Origin of the sequence: Hyphomonas sp. L-53-1-40, assembly GCF_000682775.1 — a bacterium.
Lineage (GTDB): Bacteria > Pseudomonadota > Alphaproteobacteria > Caulobacterales > Hyphomonadaceae > Hyphomonas.
Map to the genome: position 1 here is coordinate 154,296 of NZ_AWFI01000012.1, position 23,795 is coordinate 178,090.

The 23,795-nt window shown below is 58.4% G+C and carries 20 protein-coding genes and 2 tRNA genes; 7 read left to right on the forward strand and 15 right to left on the reverse strand.

Going from position 1 to position 23,795, the window contains the following annotated elements; all coding sequences use genetic code 11:
- Positions 1–94: 94 nt before the first annotated feature.
- Positions 95–1,402: a TolC family outer membrane protein gene (locus L53_RS06645; RefSeq protein ID WP_051607674.1), complete on the reverse strand. Its 1,308-nt coding sequence runs from the start codon at positions 1,400–1,402 to the stop codon at positions 95–97.
- A gap of 131 nt (positions 1,403–1,533) precedes the next feature.
- Positions 1,534–2,187, reverse strand: coding sequence for a protein-L-isoaspartate O-methyltransferase (locus L53_RS06650; protein WP_034813450.1), 654 nt, complete (start codon positions 2,185–2,187; stop codon positions 1,534–1,536).
- A 150-nt stretch (positions 2,188–2,337) separates the two neighbouring features.
- On the opposite strand from L53_RS06650, the gene L53_RS06655 reads away from it, so the two are divergent.
- Positions 2,338–2,411: transfer RNA gene (locus L53_RS06655), tRNA-Cys, on the forward strand.
- A 323-nt stretch (positions 2,412–2,734) separates the two neighbouring features.
- A tRNA-Asn gene (locus tag L53_RS06660) sits at positions 2,735–2,810 on the forward strand.
- Between the two features lie 50 nt (positions 2,811–2,860).
- Here L53_RS06660 and L53_RS06665 read toward each other — a convergent pair.
- From L53_RS06665 to L53_RS06680, 4 genes are all read right to left on the reverse strand, one after another.
- Positions 2,861–3,451 (reverse strand): exopolysaccharide biosynthesis protein, encoded by a 591-nt coding sequence (locus L53_RS06665; protein WP_034813453.1) that lies wholly within the window; start codon positions 3,449–3,451, stop codon positions 2,861–2,863.
- A complete protein-coding gene (locus L53_RS06670; protein WP_034813456.1) occupies positions 3,451–4,827 on the reverse strand; it encodes an L-serine ammonia-lyase in 1,377 nt (458 codons plus the stop codon). Before L53_RS06670 ends, L53_RS06665 begins: the two co-directional genes overlap by 1 nt.
- Before the next feature lie 73 nt (positions 4,828–4,900).
- A complete protein-coding gene (locus L53_RS06675; protein WP_034813459.1) occupies positions 4,901–6,067 on the reverse strand; it encodes an FAD-dependent monooxygenase in 1,167 nt (388 codons plus the stop codon).
- Between the two features lie 30 nt (positions 6,068–6,097).
- On the reverse strand, positions 6,098–6,301 hold the full coding sequence (locus L53_RS06680; protein ID WP_034813464.1) for a zinc-finger domain-containing protein: 204 nt from the start codon (positions 6,299–6,301) through the stop codon (positions 6,098–6,100).
- Between the two features lie 118 nt (positions 6,302–6,419).
- Here L53_RS06680 and L53_RS06685 point away from each other — a divergent pair, with 118 nt between their 5' ends.
- Positions 6,420–7,373 carry an ABC transporter ATP-binding protein gene (locus tag L53_RS06685; RefSeq protein ID WP_034813467.1) on the forward strand — a complete coding sequence of 318 codons (954 nt, stop codon included), beginning with the start codon at positions 6,420–6,422 and terminating at the stop codon, positions 7,371–7,373.
- Between the two features lie 54 nt (positions 7,374–7,427).
- Here the strand turns inward: L53_RS06685 and trxA are convergent, their stop codons facing one another.
- From trxA to tsaE, 6 genes are all read right to left on the reverse strand, one after another.
- The gene (gene trxA, locus L53_RS06690; protein ID WP_034813468.1) at positions 7,428–7,748 is read right to left on the reverse strand and encodes a thioredoxin; all 321 of its coding nucleotides are present in this window, start codon (positions 7,746–7,748) and stop codon (positions 7,428–7,430) included.
- Positions 7,749–7,809: 61 nt separating this feature from the next.
- Positions 7,810–11,337 (reverse strand): double-strand break repair helicase AddA, encoded by a 3,528-nt coding sequence (addA, locus tag L53_RS06695; RefSeq protein ID WP_051607675.1) that lies wholly within the window; start codon positions 11,335–11,337, stop codon positions 7,810–7,812.
- Complete coding sequence (gene addB / locus L53_RS06700; protein ID WP_051607676.1) at positions 11,330–14,386, reverse strand: double-strand break repair protein AddB; 3,057 nt, start codon at positions 14,384–14,386, stop codon at positions 11,330–11,332. The genes addA and addB overlap by 8 nt, the downstream gene beginning before the upstream one ends.
- On the reverse strand, positions 14,376–15,047 hold the full coding sequence (locus L53_RS06705; RefSeq protein WP_034813470.1) for a nucleotidyltransferase family protein: 672 nt from the start codon (positions 15,045–15,047) through the stop codon (positions 14,376–14,378). Before L53_RS06705 ends, addB begins: the two co-directional genes overlap by 11 nt.
- A 28-nt stretch (positions 15,048–15,075) precedes the next feature.
- The gene (locus L53_RS06710) at positions 15,076–16,167 is read right to left on the reverse strand and encodes an aminoglycoside phosphotransferase family protein (protein WP_034813473.1); all 1,092 of its coding nucleotides are present in this window, start codon (positions 16,165–16,167) and stop codon (positions 15,076–15,078) included.
- On the reverse strand, positions 16,151–16,606 hold the full coding sequence (gene tsaE, locus L53_RS06715) for a tRNA (adenosine(37)-N6)-threonylcarbamoyltransferase complex ATPase subunit type 1 TsaE (protein ID WP_034814257.1): 456 nt from the start codon (positions 16,604–16,606) through the stop codon (positions 16,151–16,153). Before tsaE ends, L53_RS06710 begins: the two co-directional genes overlap by 17 nt.
- Before the next feature lie 163 nt (positions 16,607–16,769).
- Here tsaE and L53_RS06720 point away from each other — a divergent pair, with 163 nt between their 5' ends.
- From L53_RS06720 to L53_RS06730, 3 genes are all read left to right on the forward strand, one after another.
- Entirely contained in the window at positions 16,770–18,017 is a 1,248-nt protein-coding gene (locus L53_RS06720; RefSeq protein ID WP_084333193.1) for an NAD(P)/FAD-dependent oxidoreductase, read from the forward strand.
- A 17-nt stretch (positions 18,018–18,034) separates the two neighbouring features.
- Positions 18,035–18,355: a 2Fe-2S iron-sulfur cluster-binding protein gene (locus L53_RS06725; protein ID WP_034813477.1), complete on the forward strand. Its 321-nt coding sequence runs from the start codon at positions 18,035–18,037 to the stop codon at positions 18,353–18,355.
- A 133-nt stretch (positions 18,356–18,488) separates the two neighbouring features.
- The gene (locus tag L53_RS06730; protein ID WP_051607677.1) at positions 18,489–19,277 is read left to right on the forward strand and encodes a thioesterase family protein; all 789 of its coding nucleotides are present in this window, start codon (positions 18,489–18,491) and stop codon (positions 19,275–19,277) included.
- A 1-nt stretch (position 19,278) separates the two neighbouring features.
- Here L53_RS06730 and L53_RS06735 read toward each other — a convergent pair whose 3' ends face one another.
- Positions 19,279–20,172, reverse strand: a complete 894-nt coding sequence (locus L53_RS06735; protein ID WP_034813483.1) for a toll/interleukin-1 receptor domain-containing protein — start codon at positions 20,170–20,172, stop codon at positions 19,279–19,281.
- Positions 20,173–20,320: 148 nt separating this feature from the next.
- On the opposite strand from L53_RS06735, the gene ychF reads away from it, so the two are divergent.
- Positions 20,321–21,418 carry a redox-regulated ATPase YchF gene (gene ychF, locus L53_RS06740; protein ID WP_034813485.1) on the forward strand — a complete coding sequence of 366 codons (1,098 nt, stop codon included), beginning with the start codon at positions 20,321–20,323 and terminating at the stop codon, positions 21,416–21,418.
- A 1-nt stretch (position 21,419) separates the two neighbouring features.
- Here ychF and L53_RS06745 read toward each other — a convergent pair whose 3' ends face one another.
- Both L53_RS06745 and L53_RS06750 read right to left on the reverse strand, forming a co-directional pair.
- Positions 21,420–22,490, reverse strand: a complete 1,071-nt coding sequence (locus L53_RS06745) for an acyltransferase family protein (RefSeq protein WP_034813488.1) — start codon at positions 22,488–22,490, stop codon at positions 21,420–21,422.
- Positions 22,491–22,518: 28 nt separating this feature from the next.
- Positions 22,519–23,598 (reverse strand): hypothetical protein, encoded by a 1,080-nt coding sequence (locus tag L53_RS06750; RefSeq protein ID WP_034813491.1) that lies wholly within the window; start codon positions 23,596–23,598, stop codon positions 22,519–22,521.
- Positions 23,599–23,795: the final 197 nt, after the last annotated feature.

A 23,795-nucleotide genomic window follows, 5' to 3' on the forward strand; every position in this document is an offset into this window, starting at 1 on the left:
GCCAGCCCCTCGATATTTGGTGCAGTGCGAATCCCTATGCATTAACCGCTACGGGGATTGTGTTAACAACCGTTTATCGTCGTTAACGCGAGTCTCAGCCCGCGCCATCCAGAACCAGCATGTTCGGAGACAATTGTCCGGTCGCGCGCAGGAGATTGTGAGCGGCGACATAGGAGTCCCGCTCGGCCTGCACGAGGGCAAGCCGGGCTTCGAACAATTGCTGTTCCTGGTCCAACACATCCAGCGTGGTACGAATGCCCACCGCCAGCTCTTCCGTGGCACCATCATACGCGATCTGGGCTGCGTCGACCTGACGCTCGGAGGCCGAAATGGAGCGCAAGGAAGCTTCATAAGCGAACCAGGATTGTGCGATCTGAGCGCGAATGCTGCGTTGGAGTGTATCGATCTGGCGCTGAGCCTGAGCGCGCTGCAGCTTGGCTGATTTCACCTGGCTTTTGATCAGGCCGCCGGAAAGCAACGGGACGGTGCCTTGGGCCACAGCTGAGACGCTCGAATCGCGCTGAGTGAAGTCATTATAGGTTTCCTGGCGCGCCGCAGTGCCCACGATGCTGATCTGAGGCTTGTACTGACCGCGGGCAACGTCGATTGCCTCGCGAGCCGCACGTTCAGCATGGCGGGCGGCGATCAGGTCCGGATTCGTGTCGAGCGCGATCTGGACTGCTTCGTCCAGCGAGGCCGGAAGGGGCGGCAGCGGCGGCGGCGGCGCGAGATCGACCGGCGCAAGACCGGTGAGGAACTGATAATTTGCAATATCTGCTTCGAGAACTGCTTCGGCGCCTGCCAGAGCGGCGCGCGCGCCCTCGAGGCGAGCTTGAGACAACGAAACATCGGTCCGCGTCACCACGCCCACGTCGAACCGGTCAGACGCCGCACGGACCTGCTCACCGGTCACTTCGACATTGTTTTCGCGAATCGAAACGGTTTCGAGGTCGCTGCGCACATCGACATAGGCCGTTATGACCTGAAGGATGAGATCCTGGACGGCGGCATCATATTGCGATTCAGCGGCGTCCACGCCGGCCTTTGCCTGACGGATGCCAGCATTGATACGTCCTCCGGTATAAATGGGTTTGGCAGCCTGAATCTGGGCGCTGGCAATCGGACGGTCGCCATTCGTGCCGGAGAGCGACGCAAAAGCGGCGTTTGAATCTGTGTACTGGTAGCCCGCACTCCCGGACAGATCGACTGTGGTGCGCCCCTGTGAGCGGGCCTGTTCCACGCTCTCACGAGCAATATCGGTCTCAACTCGTTGAGATTGCAGCCCCGGATTGGTTGCGAGCGCTGCATCAATGGCGTCGGCAAGTGTTTCTGCTTGGGCTGCGGTCATCCCGCTGAGGCCAACGGCAAGAAGGCTGACAGCGAGGGATCGGTGGAAATTCATGCGGCGCTCCTTGAGACCCAGACCGACTGAGCCCCTTATATGCTTGATCCCTAATATAAGGGTTCTGATCGCATTAGTGAACACTGTTCACTTTTCTGGAGTCTTAACAAATTGTCGCGGCCTGTCGCTTGTCAGAAGACAAATGACTTCTTGCGGTCGAATGCAGGGAATTTTGGTGGAAAAGCGTCGAATCCTTCGCGGGCCGATACGGTGTCGCCTGCGCGCGTGTAAACCTTGCCGCGCCCAAGCCCTTCCCGCTCGAGCGTCACGACGGCCAGTCGACCGCCCTCAGCCAACTGCGAAGTCCAAGCTTCTGGAAGTGTTTCGACCATGCCGCAGACATAGATAACGTCGAAAGGCGCCTGGTCAGGCAATCCTGCAGCGAGATCACCTTCGACGGCAACCGCCTGATCGATCCCAAGCGCTGCAAAGCGCTCTGACATGGCGTCCACGCGCGCATCGGTATCGTCGAGCGCGATAACGGTTTCGGCCAAATGACTGATAAGCGCCACCTCGTAGCCAGAGCCAGCACCAATCACGAGCACAATGTCGGATGGTTTGATGTCGGCCAGCTTGACCAATTTTCCCGTATCGCGCGGCGTCCAGAGGGCACGGCCCTCGGATGTCTCGATTTCCAGTTCGGAATAGGCCACCGATTTGCGCGATGTCGGCACAAAGGCTTCGCGAGGCGTTTTCAGGAAAGCTGAGACGATGTGAGGGTCAGAGACATCATTCGGGCGCACTTGCGTGTCGACCATGATCTCACGGGCTTTGTCGTAATTCATCTCGATTCCCTCTCGGGCTTTGTTATAGCGCGGTTTCTCTGCCCTTTAACATGGGTTTTCGAGGGCGCAATGCGCGATAAACGCACGCCGCATGAAAAGGACAGATTGCAAGCTACGAAGTTCGTTGCTAAGTGACGCGCCTTCTGGGACGGCTCTGTGGCGGAGTGGTTACGCAGCGGATTGCAAATCCGTGTACGCCGGTTCGATTCCGGCCGGAGCCTCCAGACTTTCAAACAACCACTCCTATCCGCCACACGCCTGACCGGCGCGCCCACAGGTGCACTAACACCCCGACGCCCATGATTTCGGAGTGGTAAACGCAACCAGGCCAATTTTCCCTCCCACATTCGCAAACCGTTTACAGCCCGTTAACCAATTTGAGGGATTGTGTACTCGTCTTCTCTTGGAGACACCCACCATCACCCAACGCCTCGGCGGGAGCTTGTCTCCCGCCTTTTTTTTGCGGAATCTGCAAGTTTTTATGACTTCGCAGCATGTGGGGGCTTGAACGGGTATTCGGGTCTGCTATTCACCCGTCTCCGGCTGTTCCGCGATAGCTCAGTTGGTAGAGCAGGCGACTGTTAATCGCCCGGTCGTAGGTTCGAGTCCTACTCGCGGAGCCACCTTCCCCAAACCAAGCAGAACGACGCTCAGGTCCCGTGCCTGCGCCTACCTAACCAATCAGCCGTTCCCACAACCTGATCACGACATAACAGCTGCTGGCGAGCCCGAGCCCCGCCAGAATCAGCACAAATCCGTCGCGCGCTGTAAGCGCCAACCCGAACAGCAAGACTGTCAGCCCCGGCAATACGGGGCCAAACGGGATCAAACCGAGCGGAAACGATACCAGCGCTGCTGCAATACAGATCAACGCAACCAGCTGAACGAAGGGCGGTTCTGTAAGAAACGCTAGTCGCGGTTTCAGGAACCGGTCGACCTGGCAAACATAAGGATGGGCCTGTTCCACGCCCAGGATCAGCGCCGATCGCGGAAACTCGAAATCCAGAATGCGCCGCGGTACCCATGGATATTTCAGGCCCAGGACGATTTGACCCGCGATTATGAGAATGATCAGGGCGACGAGCCAGTTTGCGCCCGGGATGATGGTCAACGGGCTGATCGACACAAAGCCCAGAAGCAATAACAGCGGTCCGTAAGACCGTCGTCCGACCGCATCAAGCATGGCTCCGACAGTAACCTTCTCTCCCGATGTCTGCTCCCGCAGGCTGATCAGTAGCGATCCGAGATTGTTGACTTGCGTCATCAGCACTCCACGACATTGACGGCCAATCCGCCCTGACTGGTTTCCTTGTATTTCGAAGACATGTCGAGACCGGTTTGTCTCATCGTTTCAATGACCTGGTCCAGGGACACATGCGAATGCCCTGTTGAATGCAGGGCGAGCCGCGCCGCATTGACGGCTTTCACAGCGCCGATGGCATTGCGCTCAATGCAAGGTATCTGGACAAGCCCACCTACAGGGTCACATGTCAGGCCGAGATTGTGCTCCATGCCGATTTCCGCTGCATTGGACACTTGCTGGGGAACCGCCCCCCAAACGGCGGCGAGACCGCCAGCCGCCATAGAACAAGCCACACCAACTTCACCCTGACATCCCATCTCGGCACCTGAGATAGACGCCCGCTGCTTGTAGAGAATGCCGATCGCGCCCGCGGTAAGCAGGAATTTGCGTGTACGGTCACGCGCATCGTCTGTATCGCTGCAATAATGGCGGATCACAGAGGGTATAATGCCAGCGGCGCCATTTGTTGGCGCGGTGACCACTTGGCCACCCGACGCGTTTTCCTCATTCACCGCCATGGCATATACGTTGAGCCAGTCAAACAATTGCTCGCGTTCGTTTGAAGCATGATCTTTGGCGAGTTTCGCCCAGAGTGATGCAGCACGGCGTTTGACATTCAGTTTGCCCGGTAGCGTTCCCGTCTGCGACAGGCCCCGCTCAATGCATTTTGTCATAACGTCAGAGATGCGGTCGAGCGCTTCAAACGTTTCAGACCGCGGCCGCAAGGAATCTTCGTTGGCGAGAACGAGTTGCTCGATCGTGAGATCGTTCTGCGAACACATCATGATCAATTCGGCAGCAGACGTGTAAGGGTAAGGCACGTCGACTTGAGTCTGGATGAGATCGTCTTCAAGCGGCTTTTCAAGCTGGCGCTGCGACGCAATGAACCCCCCACCTGTGGAGTACCACGTCTCATCGGACAAAATTTCGCCTGCTGGGCCGAACGCCCTCAACCGCATCCCGTTGGGATGTAAGCTGGGGATAACTCCATATGCAAATACGATATCCTTATCCGGATCAAATATGATCTGGTGCGTACCGGTTAGGAAGAGATTGTGGCTGGATTTGATCTCTGAGACAGCAGCATCCGCCACGTCCGGATCCAAAGTCTCTGGCGCAAACCCGGCGAGCCCAAGCAAAACCGCTTTCGGCGTTGCATGCCCCTCTCCCGTCAGCGCCAAGGAGCCCTGGAGCTCCACCTCGACCCGCCGAACTTGCGAGAGATTCCCCGCCTTCTCAAGTCCATCAGAGAAACGCGCCGCAATCCGGATGGGCCCAACTGTATGGGAACTGGATGGGCCAATCCCCACGCGGAATAGGTCGAGAACTGAGAGCATAGGGACTCGAATATTGTTTCAAATGAAACATCTGAATGCCCTCTTCCCAGCGAACTGACAAGCCGTGCGCCGCTCAGCCCAGCGTGACATCGTGCCCGTACAGCCAATCATTCCGCAAATGAATGAAGCCCTTCATCATGCGGCCAGCCACCCACATGGGACCGTATGTGGACAATTGGGTTATTGGATTGCTGCGATGGAAAAGGCTCGCATTCTCTCTCGCGCCCGCTTGAACCCTGCTGGTGCGCGGTTTGCGACAGGCCTCGTAGGTCTTGAGGGCGCCTGGCAGGTCTGCTTCGGACGAAACTTCCCTGGCAAGCACATAGGCATCCTCAATCGCCATCACGGCGCCTTGTGCAAGGAACGGCAACATCGGATGACAGGCATCCCCCATCAATACCACGCGCCCGTCGGACCAACGCGGTAACTCGTCCCGGTCAAACAGCGCCCAGCGATGCAGCACCGGCGCGTGTTCGACGATGCCGGTGACAGATGTGTGCCATCCCTTGAAATCAGCGAGCGCATCCTCTCGCGATCCTTTAGCGGTCCATGATTCCAGATGCTTTGCTTTGCGCTCCACCACGCCAACGAAATTGGCGAGGCTGCCGCCTCCCGCATGTCTGCGAGACCCGGTCCACACTGTGGCCGTTGGAGGCGGGATTTCGGTCAGGTCCGAGACCGCCGACACGGCCCGCCACGCCGTCATGCCAGTATATCGAGGCGCTTCCGTGCCGAGCATCTGAGCCCGGACGGCAGAATGAATACCGTCTGCGCCGACAAGGAGATCCCCCTCAACCGTTTCGCCAGTGCCCAATGTCGCGCGAACGCCAGTCTCATCCTTCTGATAGGAAACAATTTTCCGACCAAGACTGACCGTTTCCGGACGGCGTGCGGCCAACGCGTCGTAAAGGGCCTGGATCAGATCCGCGCGGTGGACATGGAGGTAATCAGCGCCCCAGCGATTGATCGCCGACTTTCGGAGTGGAATGTCGAACAGCCGACGACCGCTGCGGCCCATCCGCATTTCCAGAGCCTTGGGACGGAACGCATCCTTGAGAATGCGGGCGGATACTCCCAGCTGATTGAGCACCTGCATGCCATTGGGGCTGAGCTGGATACCCGCGCCGACTTCATCCAGCACGCTGGACTGTTCGAAAACGAAAACCTCGTGTCCAAAATGATCGAGCGCCAGAGCGGCGGTCAGGCCCCCAATGCCTCCGCCTGCTATCAGGACGCGCATTCGGACACCTCACACATCATCCGGCCGCAATCATCGCGCCCGTGAAGGGTCTTGCTTGCCGCCGATCAGAACGAATCGCCGGTCACAATATTTGCACTCGACGAAATCCTCGTCGCCCATTTCGTACCAAACGCGCGGATGTCCGAGGGCGCCGCCGCCGCCATTACACGAGACCCTATGGCTCGTCACCATTGAGATTTCCGGCGGGTCGAACACATCGCGTTTCGTGGACATGACTTGTAATTCCATCTGCAATTTCGTCGGCATGGTTGTTACCGGTGCCACATGGTCCTACCTAGATTGCACCGCCCATCGGCGCAAGATCGAATGGACAGAGTGAAAAGGCCCCCACATGTCGTCCAGCAAACCTGCCCCTGACTTCGCCATTGAAGTCAAAGACCTCAACAAAATCTATCGCGCATCTGGCAAGATGCCCGAAAAGCATGCGCTAAAGGGCCTGAATCTGGAGATTCCGCGTGGCTCTATCTTCGGACTGCTTGGTCCGAACGGTGCGGGAAAATCGACCTTTATCAACATTCTGGCTGGCCTTGTGAACAAGACGTCGGGTTCGGCGAGCATTTGGGGGCTGGATATCGACAAATATCCACGCCAGAGTCGGGCAGCCATCGGAGTGGTCAATCAGGAAATCGTTGCCGATCCCTTCTTCACGCCTTTGGAAATGCTTGAATTGATGGCTGGTTTTTACGGCGTGCCGAAATCGGAGCGCCGCAGCCTTGAAATCCTCACAGCCGTCGGGCTCGATGACAAGAAGGATGCCTATGTGCGCCAATTGTCGGGCGGCATGAAACGTCGCCTGATGGTAGCCAAGGCTCTCGTCCACAATCCCCCCGTCCTGATTCTCGACGAGCCAACAGCGGGTGTCGATGTGGAACTGCGCAGGTCTCTCTGGACCTATGTGCGGGAACTTCACGACAAAGGCACGACGATCATCCTGACGACTCATTATCTGGAAGAGGCCGAGGAGCTGTGTGATTCAATCGCCATCGTGAACCATGGTGAAATTGTTGCTTGCGAGCCGACCCCACAACTACTTTCCCGCCTCGACTACAAGACGCTGGTGATTACGCCGAAGGAACCGCTTGCGACCGTACCCGCTGCCCTGTCGGATATGGATGCATTGTTGCGCCCCGATGGCGATCTCGCCATTACGTTCCGGTCAAGCGAAACCGGTATCGGCAGGTTGCTGGAGACTGTACGCTCAAACGGAATCGGAATTGGCGACCTGGTTACAGAAGCACCTGACCTTGAAGACGTCTTCATCGCCCTGACCACGCAAGCTGCATAAAAAAACGCCGACATCGCTGCCTGCGTTTCTTCAATATCTACTTAGCAAGACGTTTTAGACGCTTTGCTTGATCCAGTCAGAGATGGCCTGTTTGCTCATCGCGCCCAGGTGCGTCGCGGCAACTTTGCCATCCTTGAAGATCATGAGAGTCGGCATACCCCGAACTCCATACTTCGAAGGCGCGATTGGGTTCTCGTCCACGTCGATCTTGGCGACCTTGATCTGGCCTGCCAGCTCTTCGGACACCGCATCAATGTGCGGCGACATCTGCTTACATGGGCCGCACCACTCAGCCCAGAAGTCCACAACCACCGGCAAATCGGAATCGCCGATCAGGCCGTCAAATTCATCGTCGGTAACATTCACCGCTGCCATAGCGTGGCTCCTTCATGCTTTCTGTTTCACTTGGAACATACATAGGAACTCTATTGGGAAGTCAAACCGGGCTCTGCGCACCCTTTAGAGCTTCTAATAGCATCTCCTCAGGCAAGAACATCAGGCGTGGACCGTCAGTCCAGCAAAGCGCCGTGCGCACCGTCCGTCCGGGATAGGCCCGCCTCAGAACAGCCCAATAAGCCGCCATCTGGGCACGATACGTTTCTGCTACACCGTCCGGACTGTCAGGCGCAGGCTGATCGGTCTTGAAATCGACAATCAGCACTTCGTCATCCGTCACCACCAGCCGGTCGACCCGGCCATTGATGATCAGCCCGTCCGGCAGCTCAGGCGCCGAACCGACAATCGCAGCCTCCGCGCGCCCGCCGGGCCGGAAGAGACGCTGCATGTCTGGCGCGTCCAGAATGCCAAAGACCGCAGCGTTCATTTCGTGGCGATCAGAATCTGTGAGGTCGGATAGGCGGGACAGGTACCTATCCGCGGCCGCCTGGCGCGCGGTAGGGTCCAGCGCCGGCAAGTATTCCAGCAAGGAATGAATGATTCTGCCGCGGCGCAGGCGCGCCTGCCGCGTCTGGCTGAAAGGCGCAAGGACCGGTGTCTTGCGGCCAAGCAGGCTGGACGGCGCGCCGAACCTGCGCTGGCGTTCGGCCTGACGGGGTGGCGTAAACACCCAGTCTGGCAGCGCTGAATGCGCTTTGGATTCTTCGAATACATCCCGGTCTTTCGGAGGCACCCGTCCAAACCTGCGGATGCCATCCTCATCAGCCTCTTCAGCAAACCGGCTCATGGCTGCACTACACAATGCGTACCAGCTCCGGTCATGATAGCCGGGCGGGCGCGCACCATGCCAATGACCGGCAATGATCAACCGGTCCTGCGCGCGGGTCAGCGCAACATAGAGGAGCCGGCGAAACTCTTCTTCCGACTTTGCATTCGCAACAGCACGCTCATGCTCTGCAGCGGGGATGTCGCTGTCCTTGCGAGGAGACCAGATCGGCATGTCGCTGACGGTGAACATGGCAGATGAAACAGACTTCGGCCCAGCGGTCGTATCGGGCAACACGACGACCGGAGCCTGAAGCCCCTTGGCACCATGCACCGTCATCACCCTGACCTTTCCTTCAGGCGCGGCGAGATCTCGTTTGATCTCGACAAGCTTCGACTCCATCTCTGCAACGAAGGCCTGCAGTGAAGACGGCTCCGTCGCATCAAAGCCTTGAGCGCGGGAAAGCAGTGCCTCGACTGGATCATGAGCCGGCGTACCAAGCCGTGCATTGATCTTGTCCCAACCCGTCAAATCGTCTGCCCCCGGCACATCCAGCACCCGCGAGAGAAATTCGTATGGCGGCTCATGGCGACGCTCCAGCAGGCCTGACAAAAATCTTTCGGCAGCCTGCACATCGGGATCGTCACTCGCGCGAACGTGCGACCAGAGCGTCTCGCCCTTCCCGCGCTTGCTCGCAAGCCGGTACAGATACCGATCATCGTCCACCAGTCCCACGAAAGGCCCGCGCAGGATTTCGGCCAGTGTCAGATCACGCTCTGGCAGGAGCGCAAACCGCATCAAGTTCAGGCAATCCTGTACTGCAATATGGTCGGTGAGCTTCAACCGGTCGGCCCCAGCAACCGGGAGACCTTCGGACTTGAGCGCTGAAATCATTGCATCGAAGAGTCCACCCGTCCGACTACGCACCAAGATCAGAATATCCTCAGGCTTCATGGCCCGGCGCTGCCAGTCCCGTGTCGGCAATTCCTCCCATACGGTCTCGCCCCGATCCACCATGGCTTTCAACTGTTTTGCAAGTCGGCTTGCAAGCTGCGCCTTTGGAGAACTTGAACGCAGCGCATTTACGGGTCGTGACCACGCATCAGCGTCTTCGTCCTCGTCACGCTCATCCACCGGCCAGAGCTCCACCAGGCCTGGCTGGTTCGCGCGACGAGCCGTATGTGTCACCTCATCCGCCGTCAGCGGAGGTTGTGCGCCAGATGCGATGTCGACCGGCGGGGCCGAGTTCCAGACCGCGTCGACGAAGCCGAGAATTTCCGGCGATGACCGGAACGACATTTCCATGGTTTGGGACAGGGCCGCCGGATCCTTCTGGATATAGGCCTGCTCCTGCGCACGAAGCTGGGCAGGCTCTGCGCCCTGGAAGGAATAGATAGACTGTTTCTCATCCCCCACCACGAACAAGGTACGCGGGTCCTGTTGGCGTTCGGCGCCGATGCCCGCGGTGAATTCTTCCGTCAACGCATTGATCAGCTGCCATTGTTCTGGGCTGGTATCCTGTGCTTCATCAAGCAGTATGTGACTGATTCCTCCGTCCAGTTTGTAAAGTACCCAGTCGGACATGCCGGTCCGGGTGAGCAAGTCACGTGTCTTGCGGATAAGGTCATCGAAATCGAGCGCGCCGCGACGACGCTTCTCTTCCTGGTATGCGACCAGCGCATCCAGCCCGACTTCCAACAGAGCGGAGGTGCGCTCTACGGTCTCGGCCAGCTTCAACTTCGCCGCGAGCGCCTCAACGCGCGCCACTTCTGACCCAATTTCATCCTTGGTCGCGAACAGCGCGACCACATTGGCATCCTTACCCGCCTCTGCATTGTAAAGGGATTTGTATGCGTTGCCCTGAGCGCCGAAGAAGGCACCCTTGTAACAGCCCCACCGGCGGCCCGGGTCTTCTTCGTAAAGCGCCGCCTCTACGGCATTGACCGTACGGGTATCGTCACGCTTACCCGAGGCACGAAGACTGATCAGGGCCTCTCGCAGTGCACCAACCGGCATCTGCGAGCCCATTTCCAGCTCGAGAATTTCTGCAGGGCTCGCTTCAGGAGCGTTGAGCCCCTCAATGAGAGCAGCACGCATTGCAGCCTGATCGAATGCATGCGTTTCAGCGAAATCAAGATAGGCGCTCATCTGGAACCGCATGGCATTCAACGCAACGTCCGCGCCATCATGCCCCCCTTCCAGCGCCAATACGTTCAGAGCTTCAGGAGCCACCTCACTTGCGTTCAGCACCGCTTGCGCACGAACGGCTTGCCAAATTGCCTGAGCCTCATCTTCCTCAATCTCTGCGAAGCCGGGTAGCACGCCGGCCTCCAACGGGAAGCGCCGCAAGATGCGGGCGCAGAAAGCATGGATTGTTTCGATCCGGAGGCCGCCCGGTGTTTCGAGCGCGCGAGCGAAGAGGGCGCGGGCTGCTCTCAGATCATCTGTTTTGTAGGCGTCTTTCGGTCGCCCCTCCAGGCGGGACAATTCCTCGCGCAACTTGTCATCGCGCATGATCGACCATTTTCCGAGCGTTCGAAACAGACGCGACAACATCTCGTTTGCGGCGGCCTTGGTGTAAGTTATGCACAGGATCGAGTCCGGCGCGGCGCCTACGCGACCATCTTCGCGGCGCAGCAACAGGCGGGCGACGCGATCAATCAGGACTTTTGTCTTGCCGCTACCCGCATTTGCCATAACGAAAACCGGACGCGCCGGATCGGCCGAAACGAGCTGGGCAGTGCTCGCGTGACGATAGTCCTCCGTATCCGGCGGAGCAATGGGCGTCTTCACGTCAGGCATCCCCGCCCTCCCCGTCTTCAGTATCACCTGCCCATTCGGCACGGCGGGCCAGGAGATTGTAGCCATTGTCGTATTTAACGAATTTCACCCGCGGCGCAGACAGGAATTTCGAGCTGGGTTCGCGATAGGCTTCAATCAGGCGCAACAGGCCCTCTTCAGCCATCGCCGCCATGTCGGCAGGTTCTATCGGGAGGTTGTGCTTGCCCCCCACGCTGAATGCTTCCGGCTTCGCCTTGAAGGCCACATAGTGCAACTGGTCAACTCGTGCCGATGGCACGCCGTCATAGCCACCCTTCTGTGCAATGAGGGCCTGCAAAGGCATTTGCTGGCTAAGCCCTGTGGCCACTTCCTTGTCGCGCGGCGGACTGCCCGTCTTGAAGTCCACAATGACAAGATCGCCCCTGGACGTTTGCTCTATCCGGTCAGCGGTCGCCGACAAAGTGAACGGGTGACCGGCGACGCTGTACTCAATGGAACCTTTGACTTCCTGCTTCAATTTGCCGCCCGACGTATCACGCTGACTACGCCAGATCATGAACCAGTCTACCGTACGCCGCCACACGGCCTCACGCGCAGCCCATGCGTCACCAGGTTCGCCCACACGCAGCAATTCCTGCCTGAGCAGGGCCATCAATTGATCGGCCGTCTTTGGTTTTCCGTCTTCCTCGAACAGTTCTAGCGCCCTGTGAATTGCGGTCCCACGCGGCGCAGGGCCGAGTTCACCATTCAGCGCATCGATTGACGAGAGGCCCAGCACCTGTTCAGCCCAGAGCGCATAGGGATCGCGCTGCAACAGGTCAACGCGCGTGGCGGACAAGCGCGAGGGCCAGCCTTCAGGCCGCGCGGAGGGGGTCGGCTCAGCGGTAAAATCCGCAAACGCATTTACCTCGTTCAGTTTTAGAGCCTCCACCAGCTTGACCGGATCAAAAGCCGTCGGCGCAAAGTGATCTGCAGCCTGATTTTCCAGTGCGCCTTCCGCGAGCGTCTTCAGCCGCCAGACCCAGCGCGACGCAACTGCCGGTGCATCATTTCGCCGTGAGGCGTAAACCAGCGTGACATCCGGCGCGCAGGCAAGTTGGGCAAAGTCGTGTGCGGCAAGTCCCATGCGTTCTTCAGGATCACCAAGGCCGAGGCGCGCACGGAAATGCCGGGGCAGGAAAGCGTCAGGCGCCGGGCGCTTTGGCCAAACGTCCTCATTAAGTCCGGCAAGGATCACTCGGTCTGCAGACTGGAGTCGCGCTTCCAGCGGTCCCCAGATTGAGAGTTGCGGATGCTCGACTTCACCAAAACTGACAGTCATCTGGGACGCCTGCGCATTGACGAGATCAGCGAGCGCGGCCGGTCGCATCGGCCCAAGGGATGCAGAGACCTCGCGCACGAATTCGAGCAAGCGGCTCGTGGCAGCGCCATCTTCCCCCGCCCAAGGCATCGGCGTCTCGCTGACCGATTCCGCCAAGGCTGCGATACGCTGAATGGCGTCGTCACCGGTGACTTCTTCAATCTGGCTAAGGTCCGCATTGGCATGCTCGAACCGGGCAATCAGGGATTCGACGAGTGTGATCCCCCTGATCTGATCATCCGGCCCGAATTGCGGATAGGGTTCGATCACATCTCGAGTGCGAATGCTCTCGACGAGTTCCTGAAGCGATTTCCATCGCCGCGGACCTCTCAGGAAATGAAGCTCGAGATCAGCGAGATCAGCGACTGGCGCGGCCAGTTCATGCGTTAACACCGCCACGATCAGGACCGGGTCGCCCGGATCGACCACCCATTTCGCACAGAGTCCAACGAAACTACCGGCCGCTGTCCGTCCAACCGGAATACCGGCCGATGGCGGCACACTGATGTCCCAACGCTTCAGCAGGGCGGAAGCCCGGCGCGCCAAACCAGCATCCGGCGTCACGAGGGCTGCTGTGCGGTCCTTGGCTTCCAATGTCTCGCGCATCATCAGAGCGATGGCACTTGCTTCAGCAGACTCGTCCGCAGCCTCTACGAGCGACAGGCCCTCCAGCGCGTCTCTTGCAAAACTCGGTACATCGGTGCCAGCAGTGGCGGAAAGCTGATCGAGGGTATCTCGCCAGTCTGCTGTGGCATCGGCGGGCGCGAGCGCCTCCATGATCATGCGTCGGCGCGCGTCGCGGTTGGGGCCAATCTCGATGCCAGGCCATTCAGCAACAGCCCCTGGCTCAATTTCGAGCGCGACCAGTGTATTGAGCAACGTATTCTGCGGATGTCCGACCTCGGAGAGAATACTGGCACGATGCTCTTCCGAGGCGGCAGAATCGAGCCCAGGCAAAACGATAAGCCCCATCGGCAATTGCAGCGCCGCTTTCATCAACACGCGTCCAGCAGGCGTCGCCCCGGTCGAGCCGGCAATGATGACCGGTGCCTCGGGTGGATGCGCCAGCCAAGCCTCTGCGGTCGCCTCGGCTGCCAGCAATCGCCGTTGCAGGGGGTCGGTCACGCCCTGCTCGTCCAGCCATTTCGGCCAGGCATCGGTGATGATTTCGAGGAATTTGGCTGAATTCTCCCAGTGCTGCGCAAGATCAGCGTCTTTCGCCAGATCCGCCAACCCACTCCAGTCAACCCCGGGGCTGAGGTGGGCCTGGTCCAGCAATCGCGCCAGTTCGTTCGCGGCTGCAAGCGCCGACGATGGCGGAACATCCATGCCGGAACTGTCGTGGTAGAATTTCTGAACCAACCGAGCCAGCGTCCCCAACCGCCTGGCAGGCGCCAAAGCGGGCGGGAGGTCGGTGACGGAGAACTCCGCGACGGGTGGCGCCTCATCGCTTTCAAGGTCGCCCATTGCCCGAATGTCCGGTGCCAAGATCGGAGTATCGTTCGCGGCGAGGAAAAGGGCGGCAGACAATTCCCGCGCAGACCGGCGGTTTGGAACATAAATGGTGGCGTCCGCCAACGCATCCGGGATGTTTTGCAAATCCACCGCGCGAACCAGTTCCGCTGCGAGGCATTTCAGGAAGTTTTCGCCCGGCGGGATGGACCAGACTCTTGGCGCGGCAGTGCCAAACAGGTGCGGATCACGCGCCATGGCAGTGTAACCACATTTCGGCATCTTTCAGGGCGTCCGGATCACCCACATGCAGCCAGAAATCATCAAGTGGCAGACCGTGCAACCGTCCGGATTCGACAAGCGGCCCCCAAATTCGCCAAGCAACCGAGAAGCGCTCCACAGCGAGGCCTGAGAATGCTTGCGGCTTGAGGATGCGGACTCCCGCATAGGCCCATGGGGCAGACAGGTTTTCACCGCGTCGCTTGAGGCTGCCATCCTCGGCACGGAGAAAGTCTCCGGCGCCCCCATATCCCAGGCTGCGCTGCGTATCCGCGAGAAGGAGGAGCTCGTCCATCTGCGCTGGATCAAATGCGCTGGCCAGATCGAGAAAAGGGGTCGGATCACCCTTACCCCAGAACGCATCTGTGTTGACCACGAAGACGGGATCATCGCCAAGCATCGGCGCGGCTTTCACCAGCGCGCCGCCTGTTTCAAGCACTTCGCCACGCTCGTCCGACACAATCAGGTCCACACCCTTGATGCCCGAAACATGATCTTCGACCTGATCGGCGAGCCAATGGACATTGACCACGATCCGCTGAACGCCCGCTTCGATCAGGGGGTCAGTCATTCTATCCATCAGACGCTTGCCACCGACTTCTATCAGGGGCTTCGGACATGTGTCCGTTAGCGGCCGCATCTCGCCGTATGCGGAATATTTGAAGACATCAGCTTTCCTTGAACACGAAGGGGGTCGTCTCCCGCACAAAGGCCGCCATGGGCTCCAGTGCGGGGTGGGACAGATTGCGGGCGAGCAGTTTCAGCTGACGCGGCTGGAATGTGCCATACCGAGCCTTGCCATCACGATGCTGCAACCGGGAGAACACACCAGCGATACGCAGCGCGTTTAGAGCCCCAATCACGGCGAGCCGCTCGTTAAAAGCCTCACGCGTCTTGCCGGTCTGGTCGAGATAGTGCCGGATCGCCGCTTCGGATGCCGCATGCGAAACGTCCCGTCGCGCGTCCTGGGTCAGCATGGCCATATCCCAAGCATCCCATCCCTTCACCGCATCCTGGAAATCGAGCAACGCAATACGGCCATCGCCCAACCAGAGCAGGTTCTCAGCATGGTAGTCACGCAGAGTGAACACACGCGGGAATGCCATAGCCTGTTCGATCAGGGCATCACGTTCGGACTCCCATCTAGCGCGGGCAAGTCCAGTCAGCGCAGCGCCACCCGCCTCCACTGGCAACCAGTCCGCATACAAGTCAGCATTCGAGGACAATGCGAGGCGATCAAAATCGAGTATCGGCCATTGCTCGGCCTCATGGGTTACAGAGTCGGGGATCGGGTGTTGATGAAGCCTGGCCAGCATGCCTGCGGCCAGCGTGTAGGCGGGCACTTCCAAAGCCGGATCCTGCTCGATCTGCCGCGCCAGTTCCTTACCGTCGCCGAAATCCTGCAGAATCGCCAACCCGGCCTCAGTATCATGCGCAAGGATTTCCGGCGCCTCAAAACCGAGTGATCTGAGATGGTGAGCTATCAGGACGAAGGCGTCGACACGAGAGGCCGCCAAACGCGTCTGCGCATTCCAGCCCATCGCGTTGCGCGTGGCATCATCGGCATCCGGTGGGCACGGATCAGCTTCGATGCGTGGAGCATCCATCAGCATCGCCGTCGAACCATCGGTCCGCACCATCCGGATATACCGACGCGTGGATGCGTCTTGTCCCAACGGCTTGAGGTCTGCACCATCCCATTGATGGCGCGCAAGAAAATCAGCGATCAGCGCGTCGCGGGAACTAGAACTGAAATTCATTGCAGCGCGCCTGCCAATCTTCGCCATGGGGTTCCAGGGATACGAGCCGATGTTCGCCTTCAAAGTCAAAGACGATGTCCAGCCGCCAAGCAGGTAGGTGCTTTCCCCCTTTCTCCGGCCACTCGACAATCGCCACGCCTTCCGGCGTCTCGTCCCACCCAATCTCAGCCATCTCGTCAGGCGATTCCAGCCGATAGAGGTCAAAATGCCAGACGGGAAAATCCGGAGCCTCGTAGGTTTGGACCAGAGTATATGTCGGGCTCGGCACTTCCTGGATATCCGGTATGAGCGCCCGAACCAGCCCTCGCGTAAATGTCGTCTTCCCGACGCCCAGTCCGCCATGCAGGGCAATCACATCGCCCGGCTTCAGCAAGGGGGCGATGGCATTGCCGAATGCGAGCGTGTGAGCTTCATTGTCGAGTCGGTAGGTCAATTTCATCATCATGTGCATATAAAAGACTGACCTCACACACCATCGTTTCCTGACCAAATTGCGGCAAAACGCGTGGTGACATGCCTTGCAGTAGCAGGCAGACTGGCCTAGAACATTAAAAATGACGCAGGCGTCACGAATTGACCCTACGTAGACCGGGAATAGCACATTGGATTTGACAGACGCAAAACGCATTGTGGTGCTTGGGGCTGGGCAAGCTGCGGCGCAAGCAATTCAATCCCTGCGCATGGGTGGCTATACGGGCGAATTGACATTGGTCGGTGAAGAACCGGCACTGCCCTACCAGCGCCCACCATTGTCAAAAGCCTATATGAAGGGTGAGTTCGCCGAGGAGCGCCTCTACTTCAAACCAGCCGCCTGGTACGAAGACAACAATGTGGAATTGATCCTTTCGACACGTGCAACCAGCATCGACCGGGCGGAACGCAGAGTGGATCTCGAACATGGTGGCCACCTCGAATATGACGCGCTGATCATCGCGACGGGTTCGCGCCCTCGCGCCCTGCCGATCGACGGTGCAGAGCTTGAGCATGTCTACGCGCTGCGCGGTCTTGCCGATGTCGAGCGGATCCGGCCGCAAATGGTGGCCGGACGCTCCATGGTGATTATCGGAGCTGGTTATATCGGTCTTGAAGCAGCGGCCGTCGCCCAGCAAATGGGTCTGAAAACGACCGTTCTGGAAATGGCACCACGTGTTCTAGCCAGAGTTACAAGCCCGGTCATGAGCGAGTTCTATGAGGCTGAGCATCGCCGCCAGGGCGTTGAGATTCGCACAGAGACGAGCCTGTCGAAGCTTGAAGGGAATGATGGCGCGGTGACCGCTGCCGTGCTCACCGATGGGACCAAACTCGATGCGGACATTGTTCTGGTCGGCATCGGTATCCTGCCAAACGAAGCACTCGCCAAAGATTCCGGAATTGCCTGCAATAATGGCATTCTTGTTGATCGCGATGCGCGCACATCCGACCCACGAATCTTTGCCGCAGGCGATTGCGCCAGTCGGCCGCTGGTGCATTTTGGTCGCTCTGGTCGGCTTGAAAGCGTCCACAATGCCATCGAGCAGGGCAAGCTCGCTGCCGCCGCCATTCTTGGCAAACCGCGACCGAATGAAGATTGCCCTTGGTTCTGGTCGGACCAGTACGACCTCAAGCTCCAGATCGCCGGGCTCAGCGCCGGCTATGACGAGATCGTGGTGAGAGGTTCACCGGAGGATCGAAAGTTTGCGGCCTTCTACCTGAAGAATGGAACGCTCATCGCAGTGGATGCGATCAACAGTCCGCCCGAATTCCTCGCATCCAAGAAGCTCATCATGTCAGGCGCCAAGCTTTCGGCTGACATTCTTGCAGACACATCAATAACAATGAAAGAGATTGCCACTAACGCAGTGGCAGCTTGAAGGAGAGAAACCCGCACATGGCGAAAATTACCTATATCGACCACGACGGCACGGAGCGCGTTGTGGAGGCCCAGAACGGCGAGACCGTGATGGAAGCTGCTATCAAGAACTCCATTCCAGGCATTGATGCCGATTGCGGCGGCGCCTGCGCGTGTGCCACATGCCACGTATATGTCGACCAGGCCTTCATGGACAAAGTTGGCGAGCAGGAAGAAATGGAAAAATCCATGCTCGATTTTGCTGAAAATGTTCAGGAAAATTCCCGCCTGTCTTGCCAGATCACCGTTTCGGAAGATCTGGATGGCCTGAAAGTCACGACACCGGAGAGCCAGCACTAGGTTACGCCTCATTGAACACATTGAGCGTCCCGGTGATATACCGGGGCGCTTTTTTGTTCGCATACCCCGGCGTCATGAGTTGGTTCCCTTCCAGAACTGACTAGATTGGCACCCTGTAGTCAGGGAGAGACTGATGGATTTCACCACCCTCATGCGCAGCGGCAAACAGACCGGCGACCATGCCATGTCTTTCCATGTGCCGGAGACCTGGATGCAGGGCCGCACAACCTATGGGGGGCTGACAGCGGCGCTATGCCTACAGGCCGCGATGCCGACCTCTGGTGGGCGTCAGATCCGGTCAGCGCAAGTGGCATTTGTTGGACCTGTGTCAGGTGACGTTGCTTGCACCGCCACCCTGCTGCGCGAAGGCAAGAACACCGTATTTACAAGCGTGCGCATGATGGGCGAGACCGGCGTCGCTGCCGAGGCGATCTTTGCCTTTGGGGCACACCGTGAGTCGTCGCTCAACTTTGCACACCTTCCTGCACCTGCAGTTACCTCCCCGAACGAGACCGTATCTTTCTTCGGAGAGTCACCGAGGCGCCCTGCCTTCACCCGCAACTTCAACATGCGGCTGGCGAAGGGAAGCCCCCCGATGTCGGGTGCGCCAGACGCAGACATGTCTCTCTGGATGCGGCACAAGGATGGCTCGGTTCCGCCGGACGCGGTTTCCGTGCTGGCACTTGCAGACGCACCACCGCCTGCGGCCATGTCGATGCTGACAGGACAGGCCCGTATCAGCTCCATGACATGGATGGCAGAATTCCTGACAGATGACATCAAGACGAACGAGGGGTGGTTTTTGGCCCGGCATGTCGCCGACACGTCAAAGGATGGCTATAACAGCCAAGCCATGACGTTGTGGAATACATCAGGCCAACCTATCATGATCGGCCGACAGACCATCGCCGTCTTCGCCTGAACTAGTTTTCAGGTTCCGAATCTTCGGTATCATTCACAATCGGCCCCGGCTCGAGCACTTTCATGAGTGATGCCGGCACCTGGCCTGCTGGACAGGATTCCTGAAGGACATACGCATTTCCGACACCCGGTGCACCGGCATAGACCGGAGCAGTGATCGTCTGAGAGCGGAAAATCCAGCTCAGGAAGAACATAGCGAACACGGCTGCGCCAACTGCGGCAATCGTGCCCCATCCCATACCCAAGGGATCTGAAGCGGCAGGCGCCGCTGAGCTTGTTGGGCGTTGGCCTGGACCGGAACTTGCGACATGCGGTTTGACGGAAGCCTTTGCCAAGGCGGCTGCGCTGGCCGTCTCGGCCGCTGGCGCAGGCTTGATACCCATCGCCTTCTCACGCTTCTTCTTTGCATCAATAGCAAGCGGGTCGTCCGGATGAGCCGTGAGCCAGTCTTCCCGCGCTTCTTCATCCTTCGAGCCATACCCCATCCACTCTCGAAGGTCGGAGCGCCCATCGCGCTGGCCGAGCTCTTCGATCAGTTTATAAAAGCCTTCAGGAGTCTTGCGCGACGTCATGCCCTCAATTGAGAAACGTTTGTCGCTTTTGAACGGCTCGTAAGGGATCGTCTTGTCGACGCTGACCTGGGCCAACATGCCAGGCCGCGAATGCCCGACAGAAGCCGCCGCACGCACCCAGTCGCTCTTCACTGCATGTTCGGACCACATGACAAGCATATGCTTGGAATTGCCCGCATTGCGTGCATCCTTGGCATCGAACGTATTGTCGACCTGCTTTTGATCGAACCAGACCTTGAACTTCAGCGAACGCAGCCGACGTGCGACCAACTTCGCCATGTCGCGATCTTCGATCGCCGATACCAGGAAAACATCGTACGCCATATGCGCGCTACCTCTTGAAGTAATGGGCCAAGCATACCCATAGACCCTTAATATTCCACCCAATTCCGCTATCAGGCGATATTTCAGTCTGTTTTTCGGCTGTGAATACGGCTATTTGCGCGGCGAACCAGTTACTCAGGAGACCGGTATGGGCTTCAAATGCGGCATCGTAGGCCTTCCCAATGTGGGCAAGTCCACACTCTTCAATGCGCTCACCCAGACAGCGACGGCACAAGCAGCCAACTATCCATTCTGCACGATCGAGCCAAATGTTGGCGAAGTCGCCGTACCGGAGCCCCGACTGGAGAAGTTGGCCGAAGTGGGGGGCTCGAAAGAGATCATCCCGGCGCGCATGAACTTCGTGGACATTGCCGGCCTCGTCGAAGGCGCTTCGCAGGGCGAAGGCCTTGGCAACAAATTCCTCGCCAATATTCGTGAAACAGATGCAATCATCTATGTCCTGCGTTGCTTCGAGAATGACGATATCACTCATGTCAGCGGGAAGGTCGACCCGATTGCCGACTTCGAAGTCGTCGAGACCGAACTCATGCTGGCTGACATGGAAAGCCTTGAAAAGCGCAAGGCCGGCGTCGTGAAAAAGGCCAATTCCGGTGACAAGGAAGCCAAGGCTCAGGTCGCTTTGATTGATCTCGCACTTGCCGAGCTGAACGAAGGTCGGCCGGCCCGACGCGCTGTTGTCTCGAAAGACGACACAAAAGCGTGGAACATGCTGCAGCTCTTGACCTCGAAACCGGTTCTGTTCGTCGCGAACGTTGATGAGGACAGTGCCGCAACAGGTAACGAATATTCCAGTCGAGTCGAGGCCCGCGCGACTGAAGAAGGCGCTGCGTGCGTTGTGATTTCAGCTCAAATTGAAGCCGAGCTCGCCCTGTTGGATGAGCCGGACCGCAGCGAATATCTTGAGACGCTCGGACTGGAAGAGCCGGGCCTGACCCGTCTGATCCATACCGGATACGACCTTCTCGACCTGCAGACCTATTTCACGGTCGGACCGAAGGAATCCCGCGCCTGGACCATCCGGAAAGGGTGGAGTGCGCCCAAGGCCGCCGGGGTTATCCATGGTGACTTCGAGAAAGGCTTTATCCGCGCCGAAACCGTTGCCTACAAGGACTATGTCGAACATGGCGGCGAAGCAGGCGCAAAAGAAGCCGGCAAGATGCGGTCAGAAGGCAAGGATTACATAGTCCAGGATGGCGATGTGATGCTGTTTCGCTTCAACGTCTAGGCTATTTTGTTGACAACGCAGCGCGCCTTTTCCCTCGCTCGCTTCCAGACAAGCTGGCCCAATCAGGACGTACGTACAGGAAATTGAGCGGCGTGCCGCGAATGAGGGCGTGAAGGGCAAGCGGGAGCGCAACAGCAAGTGCAAGGGTCAAGGCGGACGCCAGCCCCACATCGCCGAAGGGCGCTCCAATAGAAGGCAGCACCAGTCGCTCCATCGCAACGAGCGGAAACGCGTAGGTCAGGTAGATAACGATCGAGTGCCGGCCGCAATATCTGAGAAAGTCTGCTGCGCGGAACCGGGTCAGCAGCGCTGAGACGACGCAGACGGCGGTCGCGCCGGCAATGCCCAGAATGAAACTGGCAACCACTTCTTCGTGCAAGGCGAGGCTGACAGCCCACCAATTCAGCATGCCCCACGCGAGCAAACCAAGGGATCCGATCCAGGGCGCTTTGGCTGCCCTTTCCGCAAATCGGAAGATTTGTGGTGCAAACGCATAGCCCATGAAGAAGTAGACATACCGGTTTGCGAACCGGTCGATCACGCCCCATCCCGTATCAATCAGCACAAGTTGGTAGAGAGACTGGAGGACGAAGGCGCCTGCAAACACGATCCAGACCGGCACGTTCCGTAACAGGCGCGTTACCATATAGAAGATCGCCAGCATGTGCACGAACCAAAGCGAGTTCGAGGGCTCAACGAAACTGTAGACCCACAGCTTCAGGACGTAGCCAGGATGGGACACGAATGCATCGAACTCCAGAACGGGAAGCTGGAGCGTGAGCCAGAGCACGTAGAAATATATGAAATGCACGACTTTCCGGTCGAGATAGTCGACGAGCGGCGCATGGATCGACCGGCTCAGGAACAGACCCGCCACCAAAAAGAAGTCCGGAATTCGGAAGGGCCGTGCAAAATCGATGATGGGATGCATCCATCCTTGCTCATCGAACAGATATTCGACGCCGTTTACCGCGTGCATCATTACCACCAGAATGATGCAGATGCCCTTTGCGTAATCTACCCAATCTACCCGTTGCGCAGGTGGTGCGGCGATAGGATGCGTCGAAACCATTCAATTCAACTCCAATGGCGACATCGTTTCAGCGTCGGGATGAAGAAACCACCGACAAGTTGGGATGATCATTACAATAGGCTTTGATGCAAGCAGTGAACCAATCGAATGTCTGGTCCACGCGGGTGACTGCATTGCGTTGGCGCGACAAAACGCTGGCCTTGCCATGGGGTAACCAGAAATACGGATTGGCCTCCCATATGATGATGCGCCCATCTGGTCGGATACTGTAGTCGACCGCGGCAAAGTCCAGCCCAAGCGCCTTGACCGCCTGAACGAGTTCCTGCGCCTCTTCCAAAGGCGCAGAGAAATATGCCTTGTCTGCAGCAATCAGTTCAGCCCGCAAACGCTCATGATAGCCAAAATGTCTTGCGAGGCGCCGCAGGCGACTCGCCTCCCGCTGGAACAGACTGTTCGACAGGCCAACAATCCTTTCTGTGGAAAAGAACAGGTGAGACGCCAGCACTCGGTCACCAAACACAAACGCCCGGGCCTTGTGGTGATAGCGCGCAAACAGATCGGAGCGGGGCCTGCCAACGTCACGATACTCCTGACGGATGTCATACAGCTTCAGAACAACTGCTGGCAGCAACGCCTCACCATCCAGCTCCTTTGCGTCCTCAGCCTTGAACAGGGTCGTAACCTGTCTTTGTGCATGCTCCTGATCACTTCGGACAATACAGGGAAACCCGATGCGCTCGATCGCGCCAGCCATATCCCCCAACGTCGATGCAGACGCTGCGGCGGCGCATGGTGCGCCTGCGTCAGCCCAGATATGCGCCTGTCTGGATTTGGTCGTGTTGCTGAGCGCGTCTGGATGGTTGAGTATTCGGATACCTCGACCAACCGCCTCTTCGGCGATGGCCACAGCGTCAACATAACAGGCAGGATACTTCTGCATCAGAGGATCGCCCAGCCAGAAAATGACCAGTCCCACACCCTCAAGGTCCGCGGACCCGGAGCCTGTGCGATGGATCCGGATGTCCTTGAGCAAGGGATCAGACTTGGCTGCCAGCCGTTTCAGGAAAACATCGCCTGTTGGCACTTTTCGGCCGCGACCCGCGCCATGCGTGATGAAGAGAATCTTGCTGTCACCGGAGGCGCGCATACGCAACTTAGTCCCGAATCCTGACAGTCGCACAATCGCTGCGACGCATAGACTTTACGACGCAAACAGTATGCCAGGATAGCGAAACTGGCACAGGACAAATGCCCTCAAGCGAGGCGAGACTGACTGGCCCGGGGTAATCGCGCCCTATCCGCCTACTCCGCTGTGACAACCGGAGTTTTTCTTATGCGCGGGAC